Annotated in this window: 20 protein-coding genes; 12 read left to right on the top strand and 8 right to left on the bottom strand. The window is 33.8% G+C overall.

What is annotated here, in order from left to right; translation table 11 throughout:
- Positions 1-436: 436 nt before the first annotated feature.
- Together AC0J6S_RS10165 and AC0J6S_RS10160 are read right to left on the bottom strand one after the other, a co-directional pair.
- Complete coding sequence (locus tag AC0J6S_RS10165) at positions 437-1480, bottom strand: RluA family pseudouridine synthase (protein ID WP_474953702.1); 1044 nt, start codon at positions 1478-1480, stop codon at positions 437-439.
- Positions 1470-2096 carry a PASTA domain-containing protein gene (locus tag AC0J6S_RS10160; RefSeq protein WP_474953701.1) on the bottom strand — a complete coding sequence of 209 codons (627 nt, stop codon included), beginning with the start codon at positions 2094-2096 and terminating at the stop codon, positions 1470-1472. Before AC0J6S_RS10160 ends, AC0J6S_RS10165 begins: the two co-directional genes overlap by 11 nt.
- A gap of 334 nt (positions 2097-2430) precedes the next feature.
- Between AC0J6S_RS10160 and AC0J6S_RS10155 the strand changes: the two genes are divergently transcribed.
- From AC0J6S_RS10155 to AC0J6S_RS10145, 3 genes are all read left to right on the top strand, one after another.
- Positions 2431-3402: a D-alanine--D-alanine ligase gene (locus AC0J6S_RS10155; RefSeq protein ID WP_474953700.1), complete on the top strand. Its 972-nt coding sequence runs from the start codon at positions 2431-2433 to the stop codon at positions 3400-3402.
- A 10-nt stretch (positions 3403-3412) separates the two neighbouring features.
- Complete coding sequence (gene coaD / locus AC0J6S_RS10150) at positions 3413-3868, top strand: pantetheine-phosphate adenylyltransferase (protein ID WP_474953699.1); 456 nt, start codon at positions 3413-3415, stop codon at positions 3866-3868.
- Positions 3869-3987: 119 nt separating this feature from the next.
- Complete coding sequence (locus AC0J6S_RS10145; RefSeq protein WP_474953698.1) at positions 3988-4566, top strand: PhnA domain-containing protein; 579 nt, start codon at positions 3988-3990, stop codon at positions 4564-4566.
- 181 nt (positions 4567-4747) lie between these two features.
- On the opposite strand, the gene AC0J6S_RS10140 is transcribed toward AC0J6S_RS10145, so the two are convergent.
- The gene (locus tag AC0J6S_RS10140) at positions 4748-6094 is read right to left on the bottom strand and encodes a DEAD/DEAH box helicase (RefSeq protein WP_474953697.1); all 1347 of its coding nucleotides are present in this window, start codon (positions 6092-6094) and stop codon (positions 4748-4750) included.
- 157 nt (positions 6095-6251) lie between these two features.
- Between AC0J6S_RS10140 and AC0J6S_RS10135 the strand changes: the two genes are divergently transcribed.
- Positions 6252-7982 (top strand): M14 family metallopeptidase, encoded by a 1731-nt coding sequence (locus tag AC0J6S_RS10135; RefSeq protein WP_474953696.1) that lies wholly within the window; start codon positions 6252-6254, stop codon positions 7980-7982.
- A gap of 58 nt (positions 7983-8040) precedes the next feature.
- Here the strand turns inward: AC0J6S_RS10135 and AC0J6S_RS10130 are convergent, their stop codons facing one another.
- Complete coding sequence (locus AC0J6S_RS10130; RefSeq protein WP_474953695.1) at positions 8041-8640, bottom strand: NUDIX hydrolase; 600 nt, start codon at positions 8638-8640, stop codon at positions 8041-8043.
- 7 nt (positions 8641-8647) lie between these two features.
- Here AC0J6S_RS10130 and pyrE point away from each other — a divergent pair, with 7 nt between their 5' ends.
- Both pyrE and AC0J6S_RS10120 read left to right on the top strand, forming a co-directional pair.
- Positions 8648-9295 (top strand): orotate phosphoribosyltransferase, encoded by a 648-nt coding sequence (gene pyrE, locus AC0J6S_RS10125; protein ID WP_474953694.1) that lies wholly within the window; start codon positions 8648-8650, stop codon positions 9293-9295.
- Positions 9296-9318: 23 nt separating this feature from the next.
- Positions 9319-9711 carry an SRPBCC family protein gene (locus tag AC0J6S_RS10120; RefSeq protein WP_113634258.1) on the top strand — a complete coding sequence of 131 codons (393 nt, stop codon included), beginning with the start codon at positions 9319-9321 and terminating at the stop codon, positions 9709-9711.
- Between the two features lie 61 nt (positions 9712-9772).
- Here AC0J6S_RS10120 and AC0J6S_RS10115 read toward each other — a convergent pair whose 3' ends face one another.
- The 4 genes from AC0J6S_RS10115 to AC0J6S_RS10100 all read right to left on the bottom strand — a co-directional run bounded on the left by AC0J6S_RS10115 (position 9773) and on the right by AC0J6S_RS10100 (position 15602).
- Positions 9773-10591: a tyrosine-protein phosphatase gene (locus AC0J6S_RS10115; RefSeq protein ID WP_474953693.1), complete on the bottom strand. Its 819-nt coding sequence runs from the start codon at positions 10589-10591 to the stop codon at positions 9773-9775.
- A gap of 29 nt (positions 10592-10620) precedes the next feature.
- A complete protein-coding gene (locus AC0J6S_RS10110; protein WP_474953692.1) occupies positions 10621-13476 on the bottom strand; it encodes a TonB-dependent receptor in 2856 nt (951 codons plus the stop codon).
- A gap of 247 nt (positions 13477-13723) precedes the next feature.
- Positions 13724-14209 carry an AraC family transcriptional regulator gene (locus AC0J6S_RS10105; RefSeq protein WP_474953691.1) on the bottom strand — a complete coding sequence of 162 codons (486 nt, stop codon included), beginning with the start codon at positions 14207-14209 and terminating at the stop codon, positions 13724-13726.
- A 664-nt stretch (positions 14210-14873) separates the two neighbouring features.
- Positions 14874-15602: a biotin--[acetyl-CoA-carboxylase] ligase gene (locus AC0J6S_RS10100; RefSeq protein ID WP_474953690.1), complete on the bottom strand. Its 729-nt coding sequence runs from the start codon at positions 15600-15602 to the stop codon at positions 14874-14876.
- A 95-nt stretch (positions 15603-15697) separates the two neighbouring features.
- Here AC0J6S_RS10100 and rsfS point away from each other — a divergent pair, with 95 nt between their 5' ends.
- From rsfS to AC0J6S_RS10070, 6 genes are all read left to right on the top strand, one after another.
- On the top strand, positions 15698-16069 hold the full coding sequence (rsfS, locus tag AC0J6S_RS10095) for a ribosome silencing factor (RefSeq protein WP_091209004.1): 372 nt from the start codon (positions 15698-15700) through the stop codon (positions 16067-16069).
- 18 nt (positions 16070-16087) lie between these two features.
- Positions 16088-18013 carry an ATP-dependent zinc metalloprotease FtsH gene (gene ftsH, locus AC0J6S_RS10090; RefSeq protein WP_474953689.1) on the top strand — a complete coding sequence of 642 codons (1926 nt, stop codon included), beginning with the start codon at positions 16088-16090 and terminating at the stop codon, positions 18011-18013.
- Between the two features lie 116 nt (positions 18014-18129).
- A complete protein-coding gene (locus AC0J6S_RS10085; RefSeq protein ID WP_474953688.1) occupies positions 18130-18732 on the top strand; it encodes a lactate utilization protein B/C in 603 nt (200 codons plus the stop codon).
- A gap of 1 nt (position 18733) precedes the next feature.
- Positions 18734-19624 (top strand): phosphatidate cytidylyltransferase, encoded by an 891-nt coding sequence (locus AC0J6S_RS10080; protein WP_474953687.1) that lies wholly within the window; start codon positions 18734-18736, stop codon positions 19622-19624.
- Positions 19614-20267 carry a phosphatidylserine decarboxylase family protein gene (locus AC0J6S_RS10075; protein WP_474953686.1) on the top strand — a complete coding sequence of 218 codons (654 nt, stop codon included), beginning with the start codon at positions 19614-19616 and terminating at the stop codon, positions 20265-20267. Before AC0J6S_RS10080 ends, AC0J6S_RS10075 begins: the two co-directional genes overlap by 11 nt.
- Complete coding sequence (locus AC0J6S_RS10070) at positions 20267-20536, top strand: acyl-CoA-binding protein (protein WP_113666144.1); 270 nt, start codon at positions 20267-20269, stop codon at positions 20534-20536. Before AC0J6S_RS10075 ends, AC0J6S_RS10070 begins: the two co-directional genes overlap by 1 nt.
- The last annotated feature ends 6 nt before the right edge of the window (positions 20537-20542 follow it).

Genomic DNA, 20542 nt, shown 5'->3' with positions numbered 1-20542 from the left:
GGATCTACAAATGTCTTAGTGACAGTATTTTCATTTCTTTGAGGAGACGATTTAACTGACCTAAATGCCCCATAAGAAACGTTACCTACAGCAAGTAGTGATAAACCGATGAATAATGTCAATTTCACGGTATTTATACTTTTAAATTTCATAGTAAAAATCAAATTAGCATCCTTTAAATTTTTATCATTGGAATCCCTGCCTTGTGTATTTCATAATTGAAACAGAACTTTATGGAATTCCATAAAGTTCACTTTTACAAATCTCAATGAATTATATCAATTGTAGTGAAAGCGCGTAAAAAAGTCCAAGTATTACAAGACAAACAATAAACATACCAAGAAACATACAGTATAATAATCATTGCGTGTCTTTTAGAACAAGCAATGCAAATTACTTTCCACAAAAAAGCCCCAATCCGGGGCTTTTCATATTTTTACTCTTCTTCCTCGTCCGTACCATGGGATTTTGAATAGCCTCTCCATTTCTCGATACAATCCTTTAAATCCTGCGGAAGTTCCGTATCAAAACGCATCATCTCACCGGTTGTAGGATGTACAAAACCTAATGTTTTAGCATGTAAAGCCTGTCTTGGCAAAGCTTTGAAACAGTTGTCTATAAACTGCTTGTATTTTGTAAAAGTAGTTCCTTTTAAAATCAAATGACCGCCATAACGCTCGTCATTAAATAAAGGATGTCCTATGTGTTTCAAGTGTGCCCGAATCTGATGTGTTCTACCGGTTTCTAATTGGCACGAAATCAACGTAACATAACCAAAACGTTCCAACACTTTGTAATGTGTCACGGCTGGTTTCCCTATTTCCGGATCATCAAAGACCGCCATTTGCATGCGATCTTTCACGTGTCTGGCTAAGTTTCCTTCAATTGTTGCTTTATCAGCCACGACATTTCCCCAAACCAACGCGACATACTCTCTTTCGGACGTTTTCGCTTCAAATTGCTTGGCAAGATGTGTCATCGACGCTTCAGTTTTGGCAATCACTAATAGACCTGAAGTGTCTTTATCAATTCGATGTACTAATCCCGGACGTTCGCTGCTGTTCATTGGCAAATTATCAAAATGATACGCCAACGCATGCACTAAAGTTCCCGTATAATTCCCGTGACCGGGATGCACCACCATTCCTGGCAATTTATTTATCAACAATAAAGTATCGTCTTCATACACAATATCAAGCGGAATATTCTCCGGAATAATATGGTTTTCATAAGGAGGATGGGTAAGCATAACGCGCACCACATCATTGGATTTTACCTTATAATTCGACTTTACTGTGGCGTCGTTTACAAAAATATTTCCTTCGGTTGCTGCGGTTTGTATTTTGTTGCGAGTCGCATTTTGAATAAGTCCCATCAAGTATTTATCAATTCGTAAGGACGCTTGGCCTTTAGGAACTTCAAACCTGAAATGTTCAAATAACTCGTCTTCTAAATCTATTGTATCTATATTATTGTTCATCAACTGGTATTTCTTCTTCTATTGGTGCTGCAAGCGTATCTGCAGCATTTTCCTCTTCTTCGTAACTCATTTTTCCGTCACCTAAAACCAAATCGATTTTGGATGATTTTAAGACTCTGTCCCCTGCTTTCAGGTTTCTTCCTTTGAAACGCATTTCCATTACCATATCTTTTCCAAGATTTGGAACATATGTAACTGATCCTTCTTCAAGTCCTAAAGCTTTCAATGTTGGCACCGCTTCACGATATGTTTTGTTTACTAATTCAGGAATTCGCACAGATGAAAATCCCGAAGTATTTATTTTTATGTATATTTTTCTACCTACTTTTACCTTTGTACCCGGCGTTGGATCTTGCTCTACAACACTGTATTGCGGAAAATCACTTCTATAATCCACACTGTCCAAAAGCACATAATCTAAATCCAACTCGTCCAGCTTTTCCTCCACTTGCTCTTCCGTCAATTTACTCAAATTTGGAACCGCAATTTCATTGCCATGGTCGGTTGTAAAAGTCAACCAATGCATAAATAAATAGCCTAAAACAACAATAATGGCAATCGCAATTAATACTTGTACTAAAAAGACACGGCTGGTAAGATACTTACGTAAACTCATAAATTTATTTTTATATGCGGCAAAGATAAAGCTATTTCGTTCCAAAAAAAATGATAATTTTGTTTTATGCTTTTTGGAGCTATTTCCCGCTATTCGTTGCAATCTTTCTATCCGCCGAAAAGGCTGATAAAAAGGATTTCCACTACTATCGGGGCTATGGCGTCCGTTTTCAAAAGAAAACTTTCCATTTAAAACAACTGAAAAGCTACCCCGCCCGTTGGGCACCCCTCCATTAGAAGGGAATACATACAACTTCCCCCTCCGCTGGAGGGGTGCCAAAAAGGCGGGGTGGTTTTTTACTATTTAGAACAGTACAATAATCAAACAAAAAACAATGAAAAACATTGCCATTATCATGGGCGGATATTCCAGTGAGTATAAAATATCACTTATCAGCGGAAACGTCGTATATCAATTTCTGGACAAAACGAAATACAACGGATTCCGAATCCATATTTTCAAAGAAAAATGGGTCTATGTTGATGCTGATGACGCTGAATTTCCTATCGATAAAAATGATTTTTCAGTAACGGTTAATGGTAAGAAAATCACTTTTGACTGTGTTTTCAACGCCATTCACGGAACTCCCGGCGAAGACGGATTAATGCAGGCTTATTTCGAATTACTGCTTATTCCGCAAACCTCATGCGATTATTACCAAGCGGCTTTAACGTTCAACAAACGTGATTTATTATCGGTTTTAAAACCATATGGCATAAAAACCGCAACATCTTATTATTTAAATAAAGGCGATGAAGTCAATACTGACGAGATTGTCGCAAAAGTTGGTTTGCCTTGTTTTGTAAAACCTAATAAAGCGGGTTCTAGTTTTGGAATTTCCAAAGTAAAAACTGCAGCCGAATTACCAATCGCAATAGAAGTCGCTTATAAAGAAGATAACGAAATCATCATCGAAAGTTTCCTTGACGGTACCGAAGTTTCTGTTGGAGTCATCAATTACAAAGGAAAAGTAATTGTTTTACCGATAACTGAAATTGTTTCGGACAATGATTTCTTCGATTATGAAGCTAAATATTTAGGCAAATCGCAAGAAATCACACCGGCAAGAATCTCAGCTGAAATGACACAAAAAGTAAGCGAAATAGCCAAACGCGCTTACGAAGTCCTCAAAATGAGAGGTTTCTCCCGAAGCGAATTTATATTGGTAAACGGAGAACCACACATGTTGGAAATGAACACCATTCCGGGATTAACAACGGAAAGTTTGATTCCTCAACAAGCCAAAGCCGCTGGGATTTCATTGGAGGATTTATTTACAAATGCGATAGAATTGGCTTTAGCCTAAAAATATAAAAATGAGAAAAGCCATATTCCCAGGTTCATTTGACCCGATCACTTTAGGACACGAAGACATCATCAAAAGAAGCATTCCTTTATTTGATGAAATCGTAATTGCCATTGGTATCAATGCTGAAAAAAAATACATGTTTTCGCTAGAAGACAGAAAGCGTTTTATTGAAGAAACCTTCAAAAACGAACCAAAAATTTCAGTGATTACCTATGAAGGTTTGACAATTGATTTGTGCCATAGAATAAAAGCAGATTTTATCCTTCGTGGTTTACGCAATCCAGCCGATTTCGAATTTGAAAAAGCAATCGCCCACACCAATCGTAGGTTATCAAAAATAGAAACTGTATTCCTATTGACCGCAGCAAAGACATCATATATCAGCTCCAGCATTGTGAGAGATGTAATCCGAAACGGAGGACAATATGAAATGCTCGTTCCCGATGCAGTTCGTGTGAAATAGTGGCCAGTATTCAATGGTCAGTCGCAGCTTCCGGTTAACTCCTCGCTTAGACTTCAGTACAATAACTTGTGAAACGAGGTAATAAGCTGTAAATTCGCCAAAAATAAAAGCCATTAAACATGAGTATAGAAAGAGAATTAAGTAAACGCAGTGGATCAAAATGTGAACTTTGTGTAGCAACAGAAAACCTAAAAGTATACCAAGTTTTACCAACTAAAAAAGGCGGACTTGATGAGAGTATCATGGCTTGCAGTACGTGTATAGACCAAATTGAAAATTCAGATAACGTAGATTTAAATCATTGGAGATGTTTAAATGACAGCATGTGGAGCGAACATACTGCCGTACAGGTTGTCGCGTGGAGAATGTTAAGTCGTTTGCGTGCAGCTGGATGGCCTCAAGAATTATTAGACCAAATGTATTTAGACGAAGATACTTTAGCTTGGGCACAAGCAACTGGTGAAGGCGAAGAAGACGAAACAAAAGTAATTCACCGTGACAGCAACGGAGTAATTCTTGAAATTGGAGATTCAGTCGTTTTAATCAAAGATTTAAAAGTAAAAGGTTCAAGCATGGTGGCCAAACAAGGAACTGCAGTGCGTAACATCAGACTAGATCACGAAAACGCCGAATATATTGAAGGAAAAGTCGACGGTCAAACTATTGTAATTATTACACAATACGTTAAGAAAATATAGTTCTTATTTTAGTGAAAAGTGAGTGGTGAATCGTGAATTGTGAATAACTCAGATGTACACTGACTTCCAAAAGAATCATTTTTAATATAAAAAATCGTTGGCAGTAAAACTTTACTACTAACGATTTTTTTTTATAAACATTAGAAAAGGAATCAGTATTTTTCTCACTTCTCACCACCTACTACTCTTCCTCTTTCTTAATCACTTTTCGGGCCACTTCGATTTTAAATTTCTTGCCTTTCATTTTCTCATCTTTAATGGCGTGCAATAAATCTTTTACTTTGTTGAATTTCACAGCAGCAAAAGAGATAAAATCTTTCACTTCGATCAATCCCAAATCACCTTTTTCAAGTTTTCCTTTTTGAGAAAAGAAACCAACGATATCTATTTTATTTAGTTTATTTTTCTTTCCTCCACTGATATAAATGGTTTGAAATTCAGGTGGTTTTGGTAATGAAGTGGAGTTTTCTACTTTCAAAGCTTCCATGCCGTAATCAATGTAATCCATTTTTTTCTCACTTTCATGAGCAATAATATACGCGGTTCCAGAAGCCAACATACGCGCTGTACGTCCGTTTCTATGGGTAAATTCATCTTCTTTAGATGGCAAATGATAATGAATTACGTGATTCATTTCGGGGATATCGAGTCCACGGGCAGCTAAATCGGTTGTGATTAAATAGCTTACACTGCCGTTTCTAAACTGGATTAAAGCGCGTTCTCTTTCATCCTGATCCATTCCGCCATGATAATATGTGGCATAAATTCCTTTTTCATTCAATGTATCGCTGATACGTTCTGCAGCATCACGATGGTTGCAAAAAACAATAGCCGACTGTGATTTCAACGAACAAATTAAGTTGAACAAACTTCCTATTTTGTCTTTCTCTTTCGAAACCACCAATTTCATCGAAAGATTCGTTTCTTCGACATTTTCCGGAATGAAATCCAAAATAGTTGGGTTTACAACTCTTGTATATCTTGGAATCTCAATATCGGAAGTAGCCGAAACCAAAACACGTTTGTTCAGTTTTGTTAATTTTCCAATGATAAAAGACATTTGCTCATGAAAACCCAATTGCAAGGATTTATCAAATTCATCCAAAATCAGCGTTTGGATTTTATCTACACGGAAAGTTCCTCTGTCGATATGATCAGCAATTCTTCCCGGAGTTCCTATTAAAACCGCTGGAGGATTGCTTAAATTCTTTATTTCAGTATCAATGGAATGTCCACCATAGCATACATTTACTTTATAATCGGTTCCCATTTTTTTCCAAACCTGCTCAATCTGCAATCCTAATTCACGTGATGGAACAAGAATTAAACATTGCACCGATTGAATTTCAGGCTGCAACATTTCTAAAACAGGCAACAAAAAAGCCAAAGTTTTCCCGGAACCTGTTGGCGAAAGCAATAAAACATTATTGTCGTTCAGGATAGTATCTTGTGCTACTTCCTGCATTTCGTTCAGGCTTTCAATGCCTAAATTCAAAAGTATATTGTTGGAATGGTGTTTCTTATTCATTTTTTCAATTTGGTGCAAAGGTAATTTTTAATTGTGAGTTATGAATTTTGAATTATCAAATTTCATTCTTTTTCAATCGGAAAATTCCTTTTAGTACATTCATTTCTACAGTTATCTAAAAAAAGCTACATTTGAAATTCCATTTAAAAACCGAAAGATGAGACTTTTCACATTCCTTTTTTTACTATTCTCCATCAGTACTTTTGCACAAAAAACGAATAAATACGATACTTTTTTCGAAAAAGGCAATGGAAACCAATCTGCTAGTTATCAAGAAACAATTGCTTATTACAAACTTTTGGCAGATGATTTTCCTACTATCGAAATGCAAAAAATGGGATTGACAGACAGCGGCGAACCGTTGCACATGATTGTTTTTAATCCTGAAAAGCAATTTGACTTTGGAAACATCCAAAAAAACAAAGCAGTAATTCTACTCAATAATGGTATTCACGCAGGAGAACCAGACGGGATTGACGCTTCAATGCAATTGTTTAGAGATTTAGCTTTGGGCAAAATAAAAGCTCCTAAAAATACGGTTATTGTTTGCATTCCGGTGTATAATATAGGCGGCGCTTTAAACAGAAATTCCACTTCAAGAGCCAATCAGGACGGACCGGAAATCTATGGCTTTCGTGGAAACGCCAGAAACTATGATTTGAATCGCGATTTCATCAAATCAGACACTCGAAACACGAAAAGTTTTGTGGATATTTTTCATAAAATAAATGCCGATGTTTTTATTGATAATCACGTTAGCAATGGCGCGGATTACCAGTACAAACTCACCTACATTATGACGCAACATAACAAATTGGGAACTGTTTTAGGTGATTTTTTAAATACTGAAATGATGCCCGTTTTGGTCAAAGATTTACAAAAAAAGAATATAGAAAGTACGCCTTATGTAAACGCTTTTCAGGACACACCAGACAAAGGTTTTGGTCAATTTTTTGAAAGCCCACGATTCGCTACGGGTTATACTTCATTGTTCAACACTATTGGGTTTGTGGTGGAAACGCACATGCTTAAAAAATATGCCGATCGCGTAAAAGTGACCTACGAATACATGCGTTCCGCAATTGACTTTACGGATGCTAATTACAAAAAAATCAAACAGCTGCGATTAAAAAATGAGGAGCAGTATCAACCTAAGAAAGCGTACACGCTAAAATGGGAAATAGACAGTACAAAAACGGTTCCTTTTTCGTTTTTAGGCTATGAAGCCAGTTACAAGAAAAGTGACGTTACATCAGGAAATCGCTTATTTTATGATCAAACAAAACCATTCAAAAAAGACGTTCCATACAGTAAAGAATTCAAATCTGTAAAAGAGATAATCATTCCGGAAGCGTATATCATTCCAAAGGGATTTTGGCCAGTTATTGAATTATTAAAGAACAATACCATCACCTATCGCCAATTAAAAAACGATACGATAATTGAAGTCGAAAGCTATAGAATTGCGGATTTTAAAACGACAAATTCAGCTTATGAAGGCCATTATTTACACCGAAACACTTCGGTAGCTTCAAAAATGGAGAAAGTGGCTTTCGCCAAAGGAGATTACATCATTCCTACACAACAAAAGGGAATCAAATATTTATTGGAAACATTAGAACCAGAAGCAATCGATTCTTTCTTCAACTGGAACTTTTTCGATACGATGTTACAGCAAAAAGAAGGTTATTCAGATTATGTTTTTGAAGATTCAGCAACACAGATTTTGAATGAAAATCCAAAACTAAAAGCTGAATTTGATTTGAAAAAACAAAGTGACGTGAATTTCATCAATAACCCAGAAGCCCAACTCGAATGGATTTACAAACATTCGATATATTATGAAAAGGCACATTTACAATATCCCGTCTATCGCATTTTGAATTAAAAAATATTTTTACAAAGAATTGCCCCCAAATAGTGTTGACTTTCTGGGGGCATTTCATTTATATAATCTTCTCTTCCTCGAACAATAATTTTATGTTTTCATAGGAGTTCTTCAAAGCTTCTTTAATTTGTTCTGGATTCATCCAAGCTACTTTATCGATTCCTTCATCTAATTGCCCTTGAGGCGTACCTTCAAAATCAGATTGCATTTCGAACCAATGGGTGATTTTTAGTTTGTACTTACCATTGCGTCTAAAAACATGATAGGTTTTTTGAAGTTTATGTGAAATTGACAAGCCATTTACACCAGTTTCCTCCTCAACCTCACGCATGGCAGTATTCTCAATTCCCTCTCCTTTTTCGATTCCACCTTTAGGCAAATCCCACTTTCCATTTCTAAAAATGAATAAAACTTCCCCATTTTTATTGTAAACCAAGCCGCCTCCCGCTTTGCAAACGGGGATTTTAGCTTTTAAAGTCTTCATAATCAAGCTTTCGTCAGGATGATATAGATAGGCTTTATTAATTTTATTTTGAAAGATTTTAACTATAAGTTGTTCTATATCAATACTTTCTAACAGAAATAATTGAAAATCTGTCTCCTTGGAGATGTGATTTGTTAAAAAAAGTGGTTTGTCGTTAACAAAAACTTTATACATTTGTACTATGATTTTTAATAAAGATACAGCCGAAAAAACAGCCGAATTTCTTTTGCAAATAAATGCAATTAAATTGAATCCAAGAAATCCTTTTACATGGGCTTCTGGATGGAAATCGCCTATTTATTGTGACAACCGATTAATCCTCTCATTTCCAGCCGTAAGAAATTATGTCCGGGATGAATTTTCCAAGAATATTGAGAAACAATTTGGTAAACCAGATGTTATTGCCGGTGTTGCCACCGGAGCAATAGGAATTGGTATGCTGGTAGCGGAAAGTATGGGATTGCCATTTGTGTATGTTCGTCCAGAACCAAAAAAACACGGCAGACAAAACCAAGTGGAAGGTTTTTTACAAAAAGGACAAAATGTAGTCGTTGTAGAAGATTTAATCAGCACCGGAAACAGTAGTTTGCTTGCTGTAGAAGCCTTGCGAGAAGCTGGAGCCAATGTTAAAGGCATGGTCGCTATCTTTACGTATGGATTTGATGTAGCTGAACAGAATTTTAAGAGCGCACATTTGGATTTATTTACGTTGAGCAATTATCAAAATTTATTGAATTTGGCTGTTGCAAAAAGATACATCAGTGAGGACGAAGAACAGACTCTACGAGAATGGAATGTGAGTCCGTCTACTTGGACAATTGAAGTTTAAACGATTAATAAAAAATATATACAATGAACTTAGAAAGTCCTAAAGTTACAGTTCAAAAATCAGCTCAAGAATTATTCGATTTATTGAGTGATGTGAAAAATTTTGAAAAATTAATGCCAGAAAACATTGCTAAATTTGAAGTTATTGGTGACGATGCTTTCATTTTTGGACTGAAAGGGATGCCGGAAATAAAGTTAAAAATGAAAGAAAAAGTAGCTCCCTCCAAAATAGTTTTGGGTGCAGCAAGCGACAAACTTCCATTTACATTGGTAGCAAATATAGATGCTGTTTCTGAAACTTCAAGCGATGTAAAACTTGATTTTGAAGGTGATTTCAATCCTATGATGGCCATGATGATAAAAGGTCCAATCGGGAAATTTATCGAAACTTTAGCAAGCAACATGAACAAATTGTAAAAACTATTTTAAAGAAAAAAACCGTCTAAAATTATTACAGACGGTTTTTTGCTTTTTTAATTTATTTTACCAAATATTTTTTCTTTATTAGGTTTTTCGCTTTTTTATCAATTCCAAATTCTGCTAACAGCATTTTGTCAATGCTTACGTATTTTTTGATGATGTTATTCCAAGAAGCCTCTAAATAAGTTGCCTTTACTCCCATTAGCAAAGCCATTCTATCTTCTGGAATTCCATAGGCTTTGTATTTAGCCAAATCGGTTTTTGCTAATGCTTCATTCGATCTTAAATAATCTTTCATAATTTCCTCATCAGAAACATCCAGAATGTGCAAAAATAACGCTGAAGCTAATCCTGTTCTGTCTTTACCTGCTGTGCAATGGAACAAAACGATAGATTTTTTTTTTGAAATTTCATCGAAGAAAGGTTTAAAATCTTCAATATGATTTGTGAATCCATCGCTCGCGCTAATCATCAAAGAATCTAATGCCGTTTCACTAAATTTTGGAGCCATTAGCACTTTCATAAATCCGCCCATTTCTTTTTCATTAATAGATCCAATCATAGCTCTTTTAATCTCTATTTTTTGACTGGTTGGAATAAAATCGGGGTCTTTTTGTATCTCGCTATCCGTCCTAAAATCTACAATTGTGGTAATATTCATAGCATCAAATCGTGAAATATCACTTTCTGTAAGTTTAGAAAAATTACCCGAACGGTATATAATTCCGCCTTTGATTTTTTTACCTTCTTTATTTTCGATACCGGATAAGGTTCTGAAATTTGGGCTATTTTCTATATTCATACTTTTTTGAGCAAAACCACTTATTGCCAAACATAGCGACAGCATAGTTGCTTTTAATTTGATTGTGTTTTTCATTTTATATTTTTATTTAAAACAATTAATTTTTAAAAAACTTGGTACCTAATGCCTAATTGTCCGTTTATTGACGACCATTCGCTGGTGGAAATTCTACCTTGATTTGCTCCTAAATACTGTTGGAATGGCTCGTTGGTAAGGTTTCTAACTTCCATAAAAACTTTTATTTTATCGCTGATAGAATAATCGGCAGATAAATCGACAGTGAAATTGCTTTTGGCAGAAATATAATAATTAGGCCCTAAATTTTGATTGATTGTTTCTACCGATTCGCCTCTATAATTCCCCGCAATTCTAAACATAAATCCGTATTTTTCGTAAAAAACAGACGAATTGAACAACAATTTAGATTGATTTGGCAAAGTCGTTTCGTCGGTAGTAGTTATTTTTCCTGTGGCATCGTATCTTGAAACCTCCAATTTGGAATTGATAATTGAAGCATTAAGATCAACTCCAAAACCTCCCATAAAACCACTTAACTCGGTGAACCTTTTGGTAATTCCCACTTCAAAACCTAACAAACTTGCGTCTTCAATATTTTTGGGTTGCGTCACTAAATAATCTACACCATTAATTTTTTCGTATGAAATATCTTTGAAAATATAATCTGAGATTCCTTTATAAAATACGCCAGCAGTAATTAGTCCGATATCTTTTAAGAAATACTCGCCCATCAAATCGAAATTATTAGAAAAAGTGGGCGACAATTCTGTATTTCCTCTACTAATTTTGAACACAGCACCGGTAATATCTACAATTTCGCTTGGATTTAGATCTGGAAAATTGGGTCTTGCAAAAGTCCTAGTGTAAGCTGCTCTCAAATTGATATTTTCATTTAAAGCATATTTTATGTGTAGCATTGGCAAAAATGCATTGTAGGAAGTTTTTTGAGTAATAGGAGAAACAACTTTAGTTTTTGTATCATATTTGCTACTATTCATCGTAACATCCGTTTTTTCGTTTCTAACACCTGCAATAATTTTTGTTTTATCAGTAAGATCATAAATTCCCATTGCATAAACACTAAAAACATCCTCAGTTCCGTTAAATTTTGTAGTTGGATTCGAGGCTGAAGAATAATCTTTGAATCCATTGGCAGCAAAATATTCTGGAGAAAATATAGCAAACAATTGATCTTTTGTAATTGGATTCACAATTAGATTGTTGAATGGACTGTTTATTTCTGCAAAGAAGTTGTCTGCATTTGGATAACTTTCGGTTGCCAAATTACTCATCGGAACCAAGGCTGGTGATCCAGGAATACCAAGAGCTGCGCCTGGCAAGTAGGCTAAAGGTGTTTGTTCTCCTGAATAATTTTTAAATTTTAGCTTTGAACCCGCTTTAATGAATAATTTTTCAGTAGCATCATAGGTAAAATTTATTTGTCCTACTTTATCTTTATCTCTTTGATCTAATTGATAAATTACTAATTGATTTAATGTTAATTTTTTTGGATCCATAACATCGTTTGGATTGGTCAACTTTGGGTCAATAGCAAAAATATCCACTCCTGTTCCGTTTGGAGAATCGAATGTGTTGTAAATCAATCCGTCCGAAGATCTATTGCCAAAATCACCAACTAATTTTTGATTGAATTGTGCTATTGGCAAACCTTTTTTATTAGAAGGCATATTAGGTGGCGTGTTTAAAAGGTATGTCATTTCATTATTAGAATACGACCAATCCATTTTCAATTTAGAAATAATACGGTGTTCTCCGCCGATTTCTATGGTATTTAAATTTGTTTTGTAATCCGAGTAGCGGTAACTGAAGGTGTATCTTTTTTTGGCGAAATCATAAAATGATTCGTAAACAGGTCGAACATCTTGAAATTTATCCAATAGAAATTTACCGAAAACTTTGTTTTTATCATTCAGTACATAATCAACCGCGCCGCTAAAAGCTTTGGTAATCCTTTCGCCAAAATAACGTTTAGCATTTACCGAATTGATGGCGTATTTTTGTAATTCATTGGCTGCATTAACATTATAATCAACAACTTCTTCATCTGTAGCAAAATTTCTGTCCCAAACCGAAGCTGCAAGTACAATTCCCACTTTATCTTTAAAAAATCTTTGTCCGTAAACAGTGGATCCGTTGTAGGATTCTTTTCCAGATTTTTCATTATAACCACCACCCAAACTAAAATTCAACATCGTTTTTTGTGGGGCAGTTCGTGAAACAAAATTTACCGATCCACCAATAGCATCCCCTTCCATATCAGGAGTAATGGCTTTTGAAAGTTGGATGTACTGAATCATCTCCGTAGGAAAAGCGTCTAAAATGGTATTTCTTGACCCAAATACCGATGCGCTTGGAAGTCGTGTTCCGTTGTATAACGTTGATGTCCATCCGTAAGGTGTTCCTCGAACACTCACTTGATTCGCTTCGCCGTGATAACGGTTTACACTTACGCTTGGCATTCTCTGAACGGCTTCTGCAGCGTTGCGGTCTGGTAATTTACCCACAGCATCGGCCGAAAGTACATCCATAATAGCAAAAGATTTCTTTTTGATGCTTAAAGCTTTAATTTGCGAAGGTGCTGTAAAACCTTTTACAATTACTTCATTCAAAGCACCTTCCTCGGCAGGAAGTACGATTGTTCCTAAATTATTTATCCCAGATACTAATTTTATATCTTTAGTTGTGGTTGCATAACCCATATAACTAATTGAAACTGTAATTTGCTCTTCGGGTACATTAGAAATTTGAAAATTTCCATCTAAATCTGAACTCCCAACAATCTTTTTTCCTAAAATTGAAATATTTACACCCGGTAAATAAGATTTTCCGTCTGAAATTTTCCCGATAAGCGACGCTCGATTTTGAGCTATTATCTGTGTTCCAATCGACATCAATGCGAATAGTAATAGTAATTTTTTCATTGTTTTTTTTGTTTTTAAAATTTCTGGGGCAAAACTATCGGAAGATTTTTTTTCAGAAGTCTTTTTAAATTTATACATACAAAAACAAAATAAATAACTTATAAATCATTGTTTTTCAGTTATTTATGTATAATATCAAATTGTTATCAAAGTGTAAAATAGTTGTAGTGAAGAACATTCTACATTTTTAAAAGAATTTGATTGAGACAAAATGGAGTGTAGAAAATAGTAAAACAGAAAGCCTAAGCTACGATTGGACTAACATCTTTTTATAGTCGCTTGGAGTGGCTCCCGTAATTTGTTTGAAATATTTGTAAAACGTAGATTTGTTTTTAAAACCACTTTCATAACCAATAGTAACAAAATTTAAATCTTGCTTTTTATCAATCAATCTTTTGGCCTCTTCAACCCGTAAAGAATTGATGCATTGATGAAAATTAGTTTTTAACCTCAAATTCAATGCTTGCGTGATTTTAATTTTAGAAATATTTAAATCCAATGATAATTTATCTAAATTGAATTCAGAATCTAAATAACCTTTTTTTAATTTAAAATAAGAATTCATAGAGGTGATTATTTCATCCATTTCATCTGAATCTAACTCATAATTCTTATATTTTTCTTCGGTTTTTAATTCTAAAATTACTTTCTGAATTTCGAAAAATATAGCAAATCGAATATGAATCACGTAAACAAAAATGAATAACATAAATAGGTAAAAAATAAATCTCATATTTATTGAACTCGTATAATTGAATGACAATAAAAGTACTCCCCAAACAGCGAGGAGTCCTAATAAGCAAAAAATGCTGCTTATGACTTTTATTATATTGATTTTAAGGTTAAAAATTTTAGTTCTTTCAACTTGCAAATTAGTTACTAATCTCAAACAATGAATGCTGTAAACAAAAAAAGATGGCATTAAAAGCACCATCACGACAATATTGGAATTGTTGATAATCAAATAAAAGAAAGGATGATTTACTGAAATAAACAATATGACAACATTGAGTATAAAACCAATAAAGAATGGAATACAATAATATAAAATTTGTTTGGTAGCAATTTTTTTGTCCAAAACAGAAAGTGTATAAAAATACAACAGTGGACCATAGAGAAATGAAAAGCTACCGTGGAGTTTTTCGAATAAATTGGCATCTTGATAGATATAAATCAAGGAAATTTTGAACAGGATATGAAAAAAAACAACGCCAAAAAAAAGGCTCAAATAAAAATCTTCTTGCTTGAATTTTTTATTAAAAAAAATCAATAGAGCCGTTATGAGCGATTGAATTGAGGTTAAATACAACAAAAATAGCATAGTGAATTTTATTAAAAAACAAAATTACACCTTATCGATTATTTCTAAGTTACCTAAACATTAAGCTAATTTTTTATCAATACAACATCTGGATTTCCTTAATATCAAATTCTGAAATACTATCATCTTCCAAAAGAACCTGAAGTTTGCCAATAGCGGAAACGCCTTGGATAATTCCCATAAAAATAGTCATGTGTTGATTTGAAAAAGGCATTGGCAAACCCTTTTTGTATAAGTTATCAATGTATTTAGTCCACAATAAAGTTGGATGCTGTTTCCAGAATGCAATATTTTTTTCAATTGCGCTGCCGATTGAAAAAAGAAGTGCTTCTTTATCGAATTCTTGGCCAGTAATAACAGCTAGAGAAGATGCTTTTGGCAAATTTTTAAAACTAGTTTGATTCACATTCAGCCCTAAACCGACAATCGAGAAGATTGTTCCGTCACTTTTAATAGTATTTTCAATCAAAATGCCACCTATTTTTTTATTGTATGACATTATGTCGTTAGGCCATTTAATACTTAGATCCGGAATATTAATATATTCTAAAACCTCAATTACAGCAAGCGAAACAACAATATTAAGATTGAATATCTGACAAATATCAGATAAAAAATCTTTTACCAAAATACTCATTATTAAGTTTTTACTTGGCTCAGAGGCCCAAACGGCACCCATTTGTCCTTTTCCTTTCGTTTGAGTCTCCGCAGTAACAACTGTGAAATTTTCAAGCTCTTGTTTGCTCGATAGCCCTTTGAGGAACTCGTTTGTTGAATCTATGGCATCGAGTTTGATTACTTTCATATGTGTTTTTTTGTGAAACAGAATTTAATATTGTGTTAAGGTTCAAAAATAATCACAAAAAATGGTAACTTTACAAACTTATATAAAAATAATTCATGGCGAAAAAGACTATAAATAATGATGACCTGTTGGCGAACATCATTAAGGGAATAGAAGAAGTAAAAGGAAATGATATCACTATCCTTGATTTAAGAGAAATAGACACTGCAGTTTGCGACTATTTCATTATTTGCAACGGTAATTCAAATACTCAGGTTAACGCCATAGTAAACTCAATCCAAAAAACAGTTTCTAAAGAATTAAAAGATAAACCTTGGCATGTTGAAGGAACTGATAATGCAGAATGGGTTTTGATGGATTATGTGAATATTGTAGTTCACGTATTTCAAAAACATATTAGAGAATACTACAACATCGAAAGTTTATGGGGCGATGCTAAAATAACAACCATAGAAAACAAATACTAAAGACATATATCCGTAGTAATGGCGAAAGAAAATAATCCAAATCCGAATAAGTTTAAAGTAAGCCCTTGGCTGATTTATGCTGCAATATTATTAATTTTCTTATTTATAAGTTTTATAACAAATGGTTCAAGTCTAAATGAACCAGGACAATTAACTTCATCCAAGTTTAACGACTATTTAGAAAAAGGACAAATTGAAAAAGTTATTGTTTACAACAAAACTGAAGCTGAAGTTTTTCTTAGCGCTGCAGCAATGAAAGATGCTGCACACAAGAAGGTTTCTAAAGATGTTTTTGACCGACCAAATAAAGGGCCTCACTACACTTTTGACATTGGAAACGATCAAATATTTCAAAACAAACTTGAAAAAGCAGTTGCTGATGGTAAATTGAAGGACTTTAATTTCTTACCAAAAAACAATTGGTCTGATATTTTAATTAGTTTATTACCTATCATTATCATTATTGCCGTTTGGATCTTTATCATGAGAAAAATGTCTGGTGGTGGTGCTGGTGGTGGCGGACAGATTTTCAATATTGGAAAATCAAAAGCTAAGCTTTTTGATGAAAAAACAGATATTAAAACTACCTTTAAAGATGTAGCTGGTTTAGAAGGCGCAAAAGAAGAAATACAAGAAATTGTAGAATTCCTCAAAAACCCTGAAAAATATACTAATCTGGGTGGTAAAATTCCAAAAGGAGCTTTACTGGTTGGGCCTCCTGGAACAGGTAAAACATTATTGGCAAAAGCCGTAGCCGGCGAAGCTCAAGTACCATTTTTCTCTTTGTCAGGATCTGATTTCGTTGAAATGTTTGTAGGTGTTGGAGCGTCTCGTGTACGTGATTTATTCAAACAAGCAAAAGAAAAGTCTCCTGCGATTATCTTTATTGATGAGATTGATGCTGTAGGTAGAGCAAGAGGAAAAAGCAATATGTCAGGCGGAAATGACGAACGTGAAAACACATTGAACCAATTACTGACAGAAATGGACGGTTTTGGAACTAATTCTAACGTAATCGTTTTGGCTGCAACAAATAGAGCTGATGTATTAGATAAAGCTTTAATGCGTGCAGGTCGTTTTGACAGACAAATATTTGTAGACTTACCAGACATTCGCGAAAGAGCTGAAATTTTTAAAGTTCACCTTGCTCCTTTAAAGAAAGTAGAAGGCTTGGATACTGAATTTTTAGCCAAACAAACTCCAGGTTTTTCTGGTGCTGATATTGCAAATGTATGTAACGAAGCTGCATTAATAGCGGCAAGAAACAACAAAACTGCTGTTGACAAACAAGATTTCCTTGACGCTGTTGATAGAATTGTTGGTGGTCTTGAAAAGAAAAATAAAATTGTTACACCTGACGAAAAGAAAGCAATTGCAATACATGAAGCAGGTCACGCAACGGTAAGTTGGATGTTAGAACATGCTGCTCCGTTAATTAAAGTAACTATTGTTCCTAGAGGACAAAGTTTAGGGGCTGCCTGGTATTTACCAGAAGAACGACTAATTGTTCGTCCAGACCAAATGCTTGATGAAATGTGTGCTACAATGGGTGGAAGAGCTGCTGAAAAAGTAACTTTCAACAGAATTTCAACTGGTGCGTTGAGCGATTTAGAAAAAGTGACCAAACAAGCACGTGCTATGGTAACTATTTATGGATTGAATGATAAAATTGGTAATGTTACCTATTATGATTCAACCGGGCAAAGTGAATATAACTTTTCTAAACCATATTCTGAAGAAACAGCTAGAGTTATTGATGAAGAAATTTCATTATTAATTGAAAGTCAATACCAAAGAGCGATTCAAATATTAGAAGAGAACAAAGATAAACTGGATCAATTGGCAAATATCTTAATTGAAAAAGAAGTGATATTCAAGGATGATTTAGAAGCTATTTTCGGAAAAAGGACTTTTGACAAAAATTTGGAAGAAGTAGTATCTTAGAAAAATACATCATTATTTAATTATTTTTAAAATCTTAATTCAAAAACTACTTTTGAATTAAGATTTTTTTATCTTTGGACGTTTTCAAATAATAAATTATAGCAGTTTACAGAAATATGAGTCTTTTTAGAAAAATTTTTGGTTCTATTAATCCGCCTTCTGAGGAAGATAAAGAAAGTGAATTTAGTAAATCCCATGCTGAAAACGCAACTTCTATAGATGAACAATTTATCTTTAATTTTAAAAAAAATGGAGGTAAATTTCTGTATTGCGAAAATATTAATGAAGTAAAAGAACAGTTTGAAAATATATTAGAAGAAAATGACTGGTTTGAAAGTCAAGTTTTGTGTTATGACCCAACACTTTTTAGCATGCTTGATGATAATAAACTTACGTATGACAAACCTGTAAATCCTAAATTCCTTCTTGCTAGTTGTGAAAATTTGATTGCAGATGAAGGTTCAATCTTATTTTCCTCTAAACAAATCAAACAACATAAACCAAACGAATTACCAGCAAATATTATCGTTTTGGCTAAAACAAGCCAAATCTTAGGCACTAAAAGTGATGGCTTAAGCGCCATCAAAAAGAAGTACGAAAGAGATTATCCTACCAACATTACTACAATAAAATATTTCGAGAAAGCCAAAGAAGAAGACTTTACACAATATGGAAGTTCAGCTAAAAATCTTTATTTATTGCTTTTAGAAGATCTTTAAAATGAATGAAACTCTAAAACGAGGTATATCAGGAGCTATTTATATCATATTATTACTTGCTTCTATTTTATATTCTACTGAAACCTTTTTTATCCTTTTTGGTATATTTCTTATTATTGCAGTTTATGAATTTTGTAATTTAGTTCAAATACATAAAGTTTTTCCAATTATTTTAGCTATTGTTATATATACTCTGGTAACTTTAGTGAGTCATTACAATACACTTACTGCAAATACTTTAAATCAGATTTTAAACACTGATTATTTAATTGATATAAATGTACAACAGTTGGATATCGTTTTATTAGTGATAGCTTTAGTTGTTTCTATAAAATGTATTCTTTTTTTGTTTTATGATAACATTCAAAAAATAAGCACTTCTTCCAAATATTTGTATTTATTAGGCTATATAATTTTGCCTTTTGTGTTTATTACTAAAATTTCATTTGGTATCAATGACTATAATCCAAAAATCATTATTGGATTATTTATCTTGATCTGGACAAATGATACTTTTGCTTATATTGTGGGTAAATCTATAGGCCGAACTAAATTATTTGAAAAAATATCACCTAAAAAAACAGTAGAAGGTTTTTTAGGAGGAATACTTTTTGCCATTTTAGCGGGATATTTAATATCTAAATATTACATCAGAGCCAATCCTGAATTTAGTGAGAAATCAATATTAATCTGGACTTCTATAGCTGTAATTGTTGGAATTGCCGGCACCATTGGAGACTTAATTGAATCCAAATTCAAGCGCATTGCAGGTGTAAAAGACAGCGGAAGCATAATGCCTGGTCATGGAGGCATACTAGATCGTTTAGATAGTGTTATCTTTGTAGCACCAATTATATTTTTATTTTATCAAATTTTAAACTATGTTTCATAAAGAAGGAACCCAATCTATTTTATTAGGCACTATTTTCACTGCTGTTGTCCTTTTATTGTCTGACAATTTAATAGACACCAACTGGCTAAAAATGGCCATTCAAATAGCAGCGTTGTTGCTTTTGATGATCATCTTGCAATTTTTCAGAAATCCAAAAAGAACTGTTGTAATTAATGAAAATCAGATTCTGGCTCCTGTAGACGGTAAAGTTGTGGTTATTGAAGAAGTGTATGAAAGCGAATATTTCAAAGATAAACGTTTGCAAATATCAATCTTCATGTCACCCATCAACGTACATGTTACTCGTTATGGATTGAGTGGACTAATAAAATTCAGCAAATACCATCCTGGAAAATTCTTAGTGGCTTGGCATCCAAAAGCAAGTGAGGAAAACGAAAGAACAACTATTGTTATCGAAAACAAAACCTTTGGTGAAGTGTTATACCGACAAATTGCCGGTGCACTAGCCCGACGAATTGTAAATTACGCTGAAGAAGGAATGCAAGTAATTCAGGGAACTGATGCTGGATTTATAAAATTTGGTTCAAGAGTTGATATTTTTTTACCTCTTGGAACACCTATAAATGTCGTATTAAACCAAAAAGCAATTGGAGGAAAGACAGTTATTGCGACCAAAGCATAATGATTGAAAAAGATTTAAATACCCGATTTCTGGAAGCAGTAGAAATAGCCTCCGAAATGACACAAGCATCTTTACCACAAGATGTACAATTGCGACTCTATGCTTTTTATAAACAAGCAACTTTGGGAACTCTAGATCTAAAACAAAATTCTTCTTACCATTTAAGAGATGCTTTTAAAACTAACGCTTGGATGCAAATCAGTCATCTGAGTCCGGATGAATCTAAAGAACAGTATATCGAATTAATTCATTCTCTGTTGAAAAAATAATCTAAT

The organism is Flavobacterium sp. TS_SC_5 (assembly GCF_056156265.1).
The sequence above is the reverse complement of the archived record's forward strand: the minus strand, read 5'-3'. Positions and strand labels throughout refer to the sequence as shown.

Bases quoted from the DNA above. Each gene is read 5' to 3' on its own strand.
- coaD (WP_474953699.1), top strand. From the start codon at position 3,413: ATGAGAAAAGCCATATTCCCAGGTTCATTTGACCCGATCACTTTAGGA.
- AC0J6S_RS10135 (WP_474953696.1), top strand. From the start codon at position 6,252: ATGAGACTTTTCACATTCCTTTTTTTACTATTCTCCATCAGTACTTTT.
- AC0J6S_RS10120 (WP_113634258.1), top strand. From the start codon at position 9,319: ATGAACTTAGAAAGTCCTAAAGTTACAGTTCAAAAATCAGCTCAAGAA.
- pyrE (WP_474953694.1), top strand. From the start codon at position 8,648: ATGATTTTTAATAAAGATACAGCCGAAAAAACAGCCGAATTTCTTTTG.
- AC0J6S_RS10110 (WP_474953692.1), bottom strand. From the start codon at position 13,476: ATGAAAAAATTACTATTACTATTCGCATTGATGTCGATTGGAACACAG.
- AC0J6S_RS10100 (WP_474953690.1), bottom strand. From the start codon at position 15,602: ATGAAAGTAATCAAACTCGATGCCATAGATTCAACAAACGAGTTCCTC.
- AC0J6S_RS10155 (WP_474953700.1), top strand. From the start codon at position 2,431: ATGAAAAACATTGCCATTATCATGGGCGGATATTCCAGTGAGTATAAA.
- AC0J6S_RS10075 (WP_474953686.1), top strand. From the start codon at position 19,614: ATGTTTCATAAAGAAGGAACCCAATCTATTTTATTAGGCACTATTTTC.
- AC0J6S_RS10140 (WP_474953697.1), bottom strand. From the start codon at position 6,094: ATGAATAAGAAACACCATTCCAACAATATACTTTTGAATTTAGGCATT.
- AC0J6S_RS10070 (WP_113666144.1), top strand. From the start codon at position 20,267: ATGATTGAAAAAGATTTAAATACCCGATTTCTGGAAGCAGTAGAAATA.
- AC0J6S_RS10115 (WP_474953693.1), bottom strand. From the start codon at position 10,591: ATGAAAAACACAATCAAATTAAAAGCAACTATGCTGTCGCTATGTTTG.
- AC0J6S_RS10085 (WP_474953688.1), top strand. From the start codon at position 18,130: ATGAGTCTTTTTAGAAAAATTTTTGGTTCTATTAATCCGCCTTCTGAG.
- AC0J6S_RS10080 (WP_474953687.1), top strand. From the start codon at position 18,734: ATGAATGAAACTCTAAAACGAGGTATATCAGGAGCTATTTATATCATA.
- AC0J6S_RS10160 (WP_474953701.1), bottom strand. From the start codon at position 2,096: ATGAGTTTACGTAAGTATCTTACCAGCCGTGTCTTTTTAGTACAAGTA.
- AC0J6S_RS10145 (WP_474953698.1), top strand. From the start codon at position 3,988: ATGAGTATAGAAAGAGAATTAAGTAAACGCAGTGGATCAAAATGTGAA.
- AC0J6S_RS10105 (WP_474953691.1), bottom strand. From the start codon at position 14,209: ATGAGATTTATTTTTTACCTATTTATGTTATTCATTTTTGTTTACGTG.
- rsfS (WP_091209004.1), top strand. From the start codon at position 15,698: ATGGCGAAAAAGACTATAAATAATGATGACCTGTTGGCGAACATCATT.
- AC0J6S_RS10165 (WP_474953702.1), bottom strand. From the start codon at position 1,480: ATGAACAATAATATAGATACAATAGATTTAGAAGACGAGTTATTTGAA.
- AC0J6S_RS10130 (WP_474953695.1), bottom strand. From the start codon at position 8,640: ATGTATAAAGTTTTTGTTAACGACAAACCACTTTTTTTAACAAATCAC.
- ftsH (WP_474953689.1), top strand. From the start codon at position 16,088: ATGGCGAAAGAAAATAATCCAAATCCGAATAAGTTTAAAGTAAGCCCT.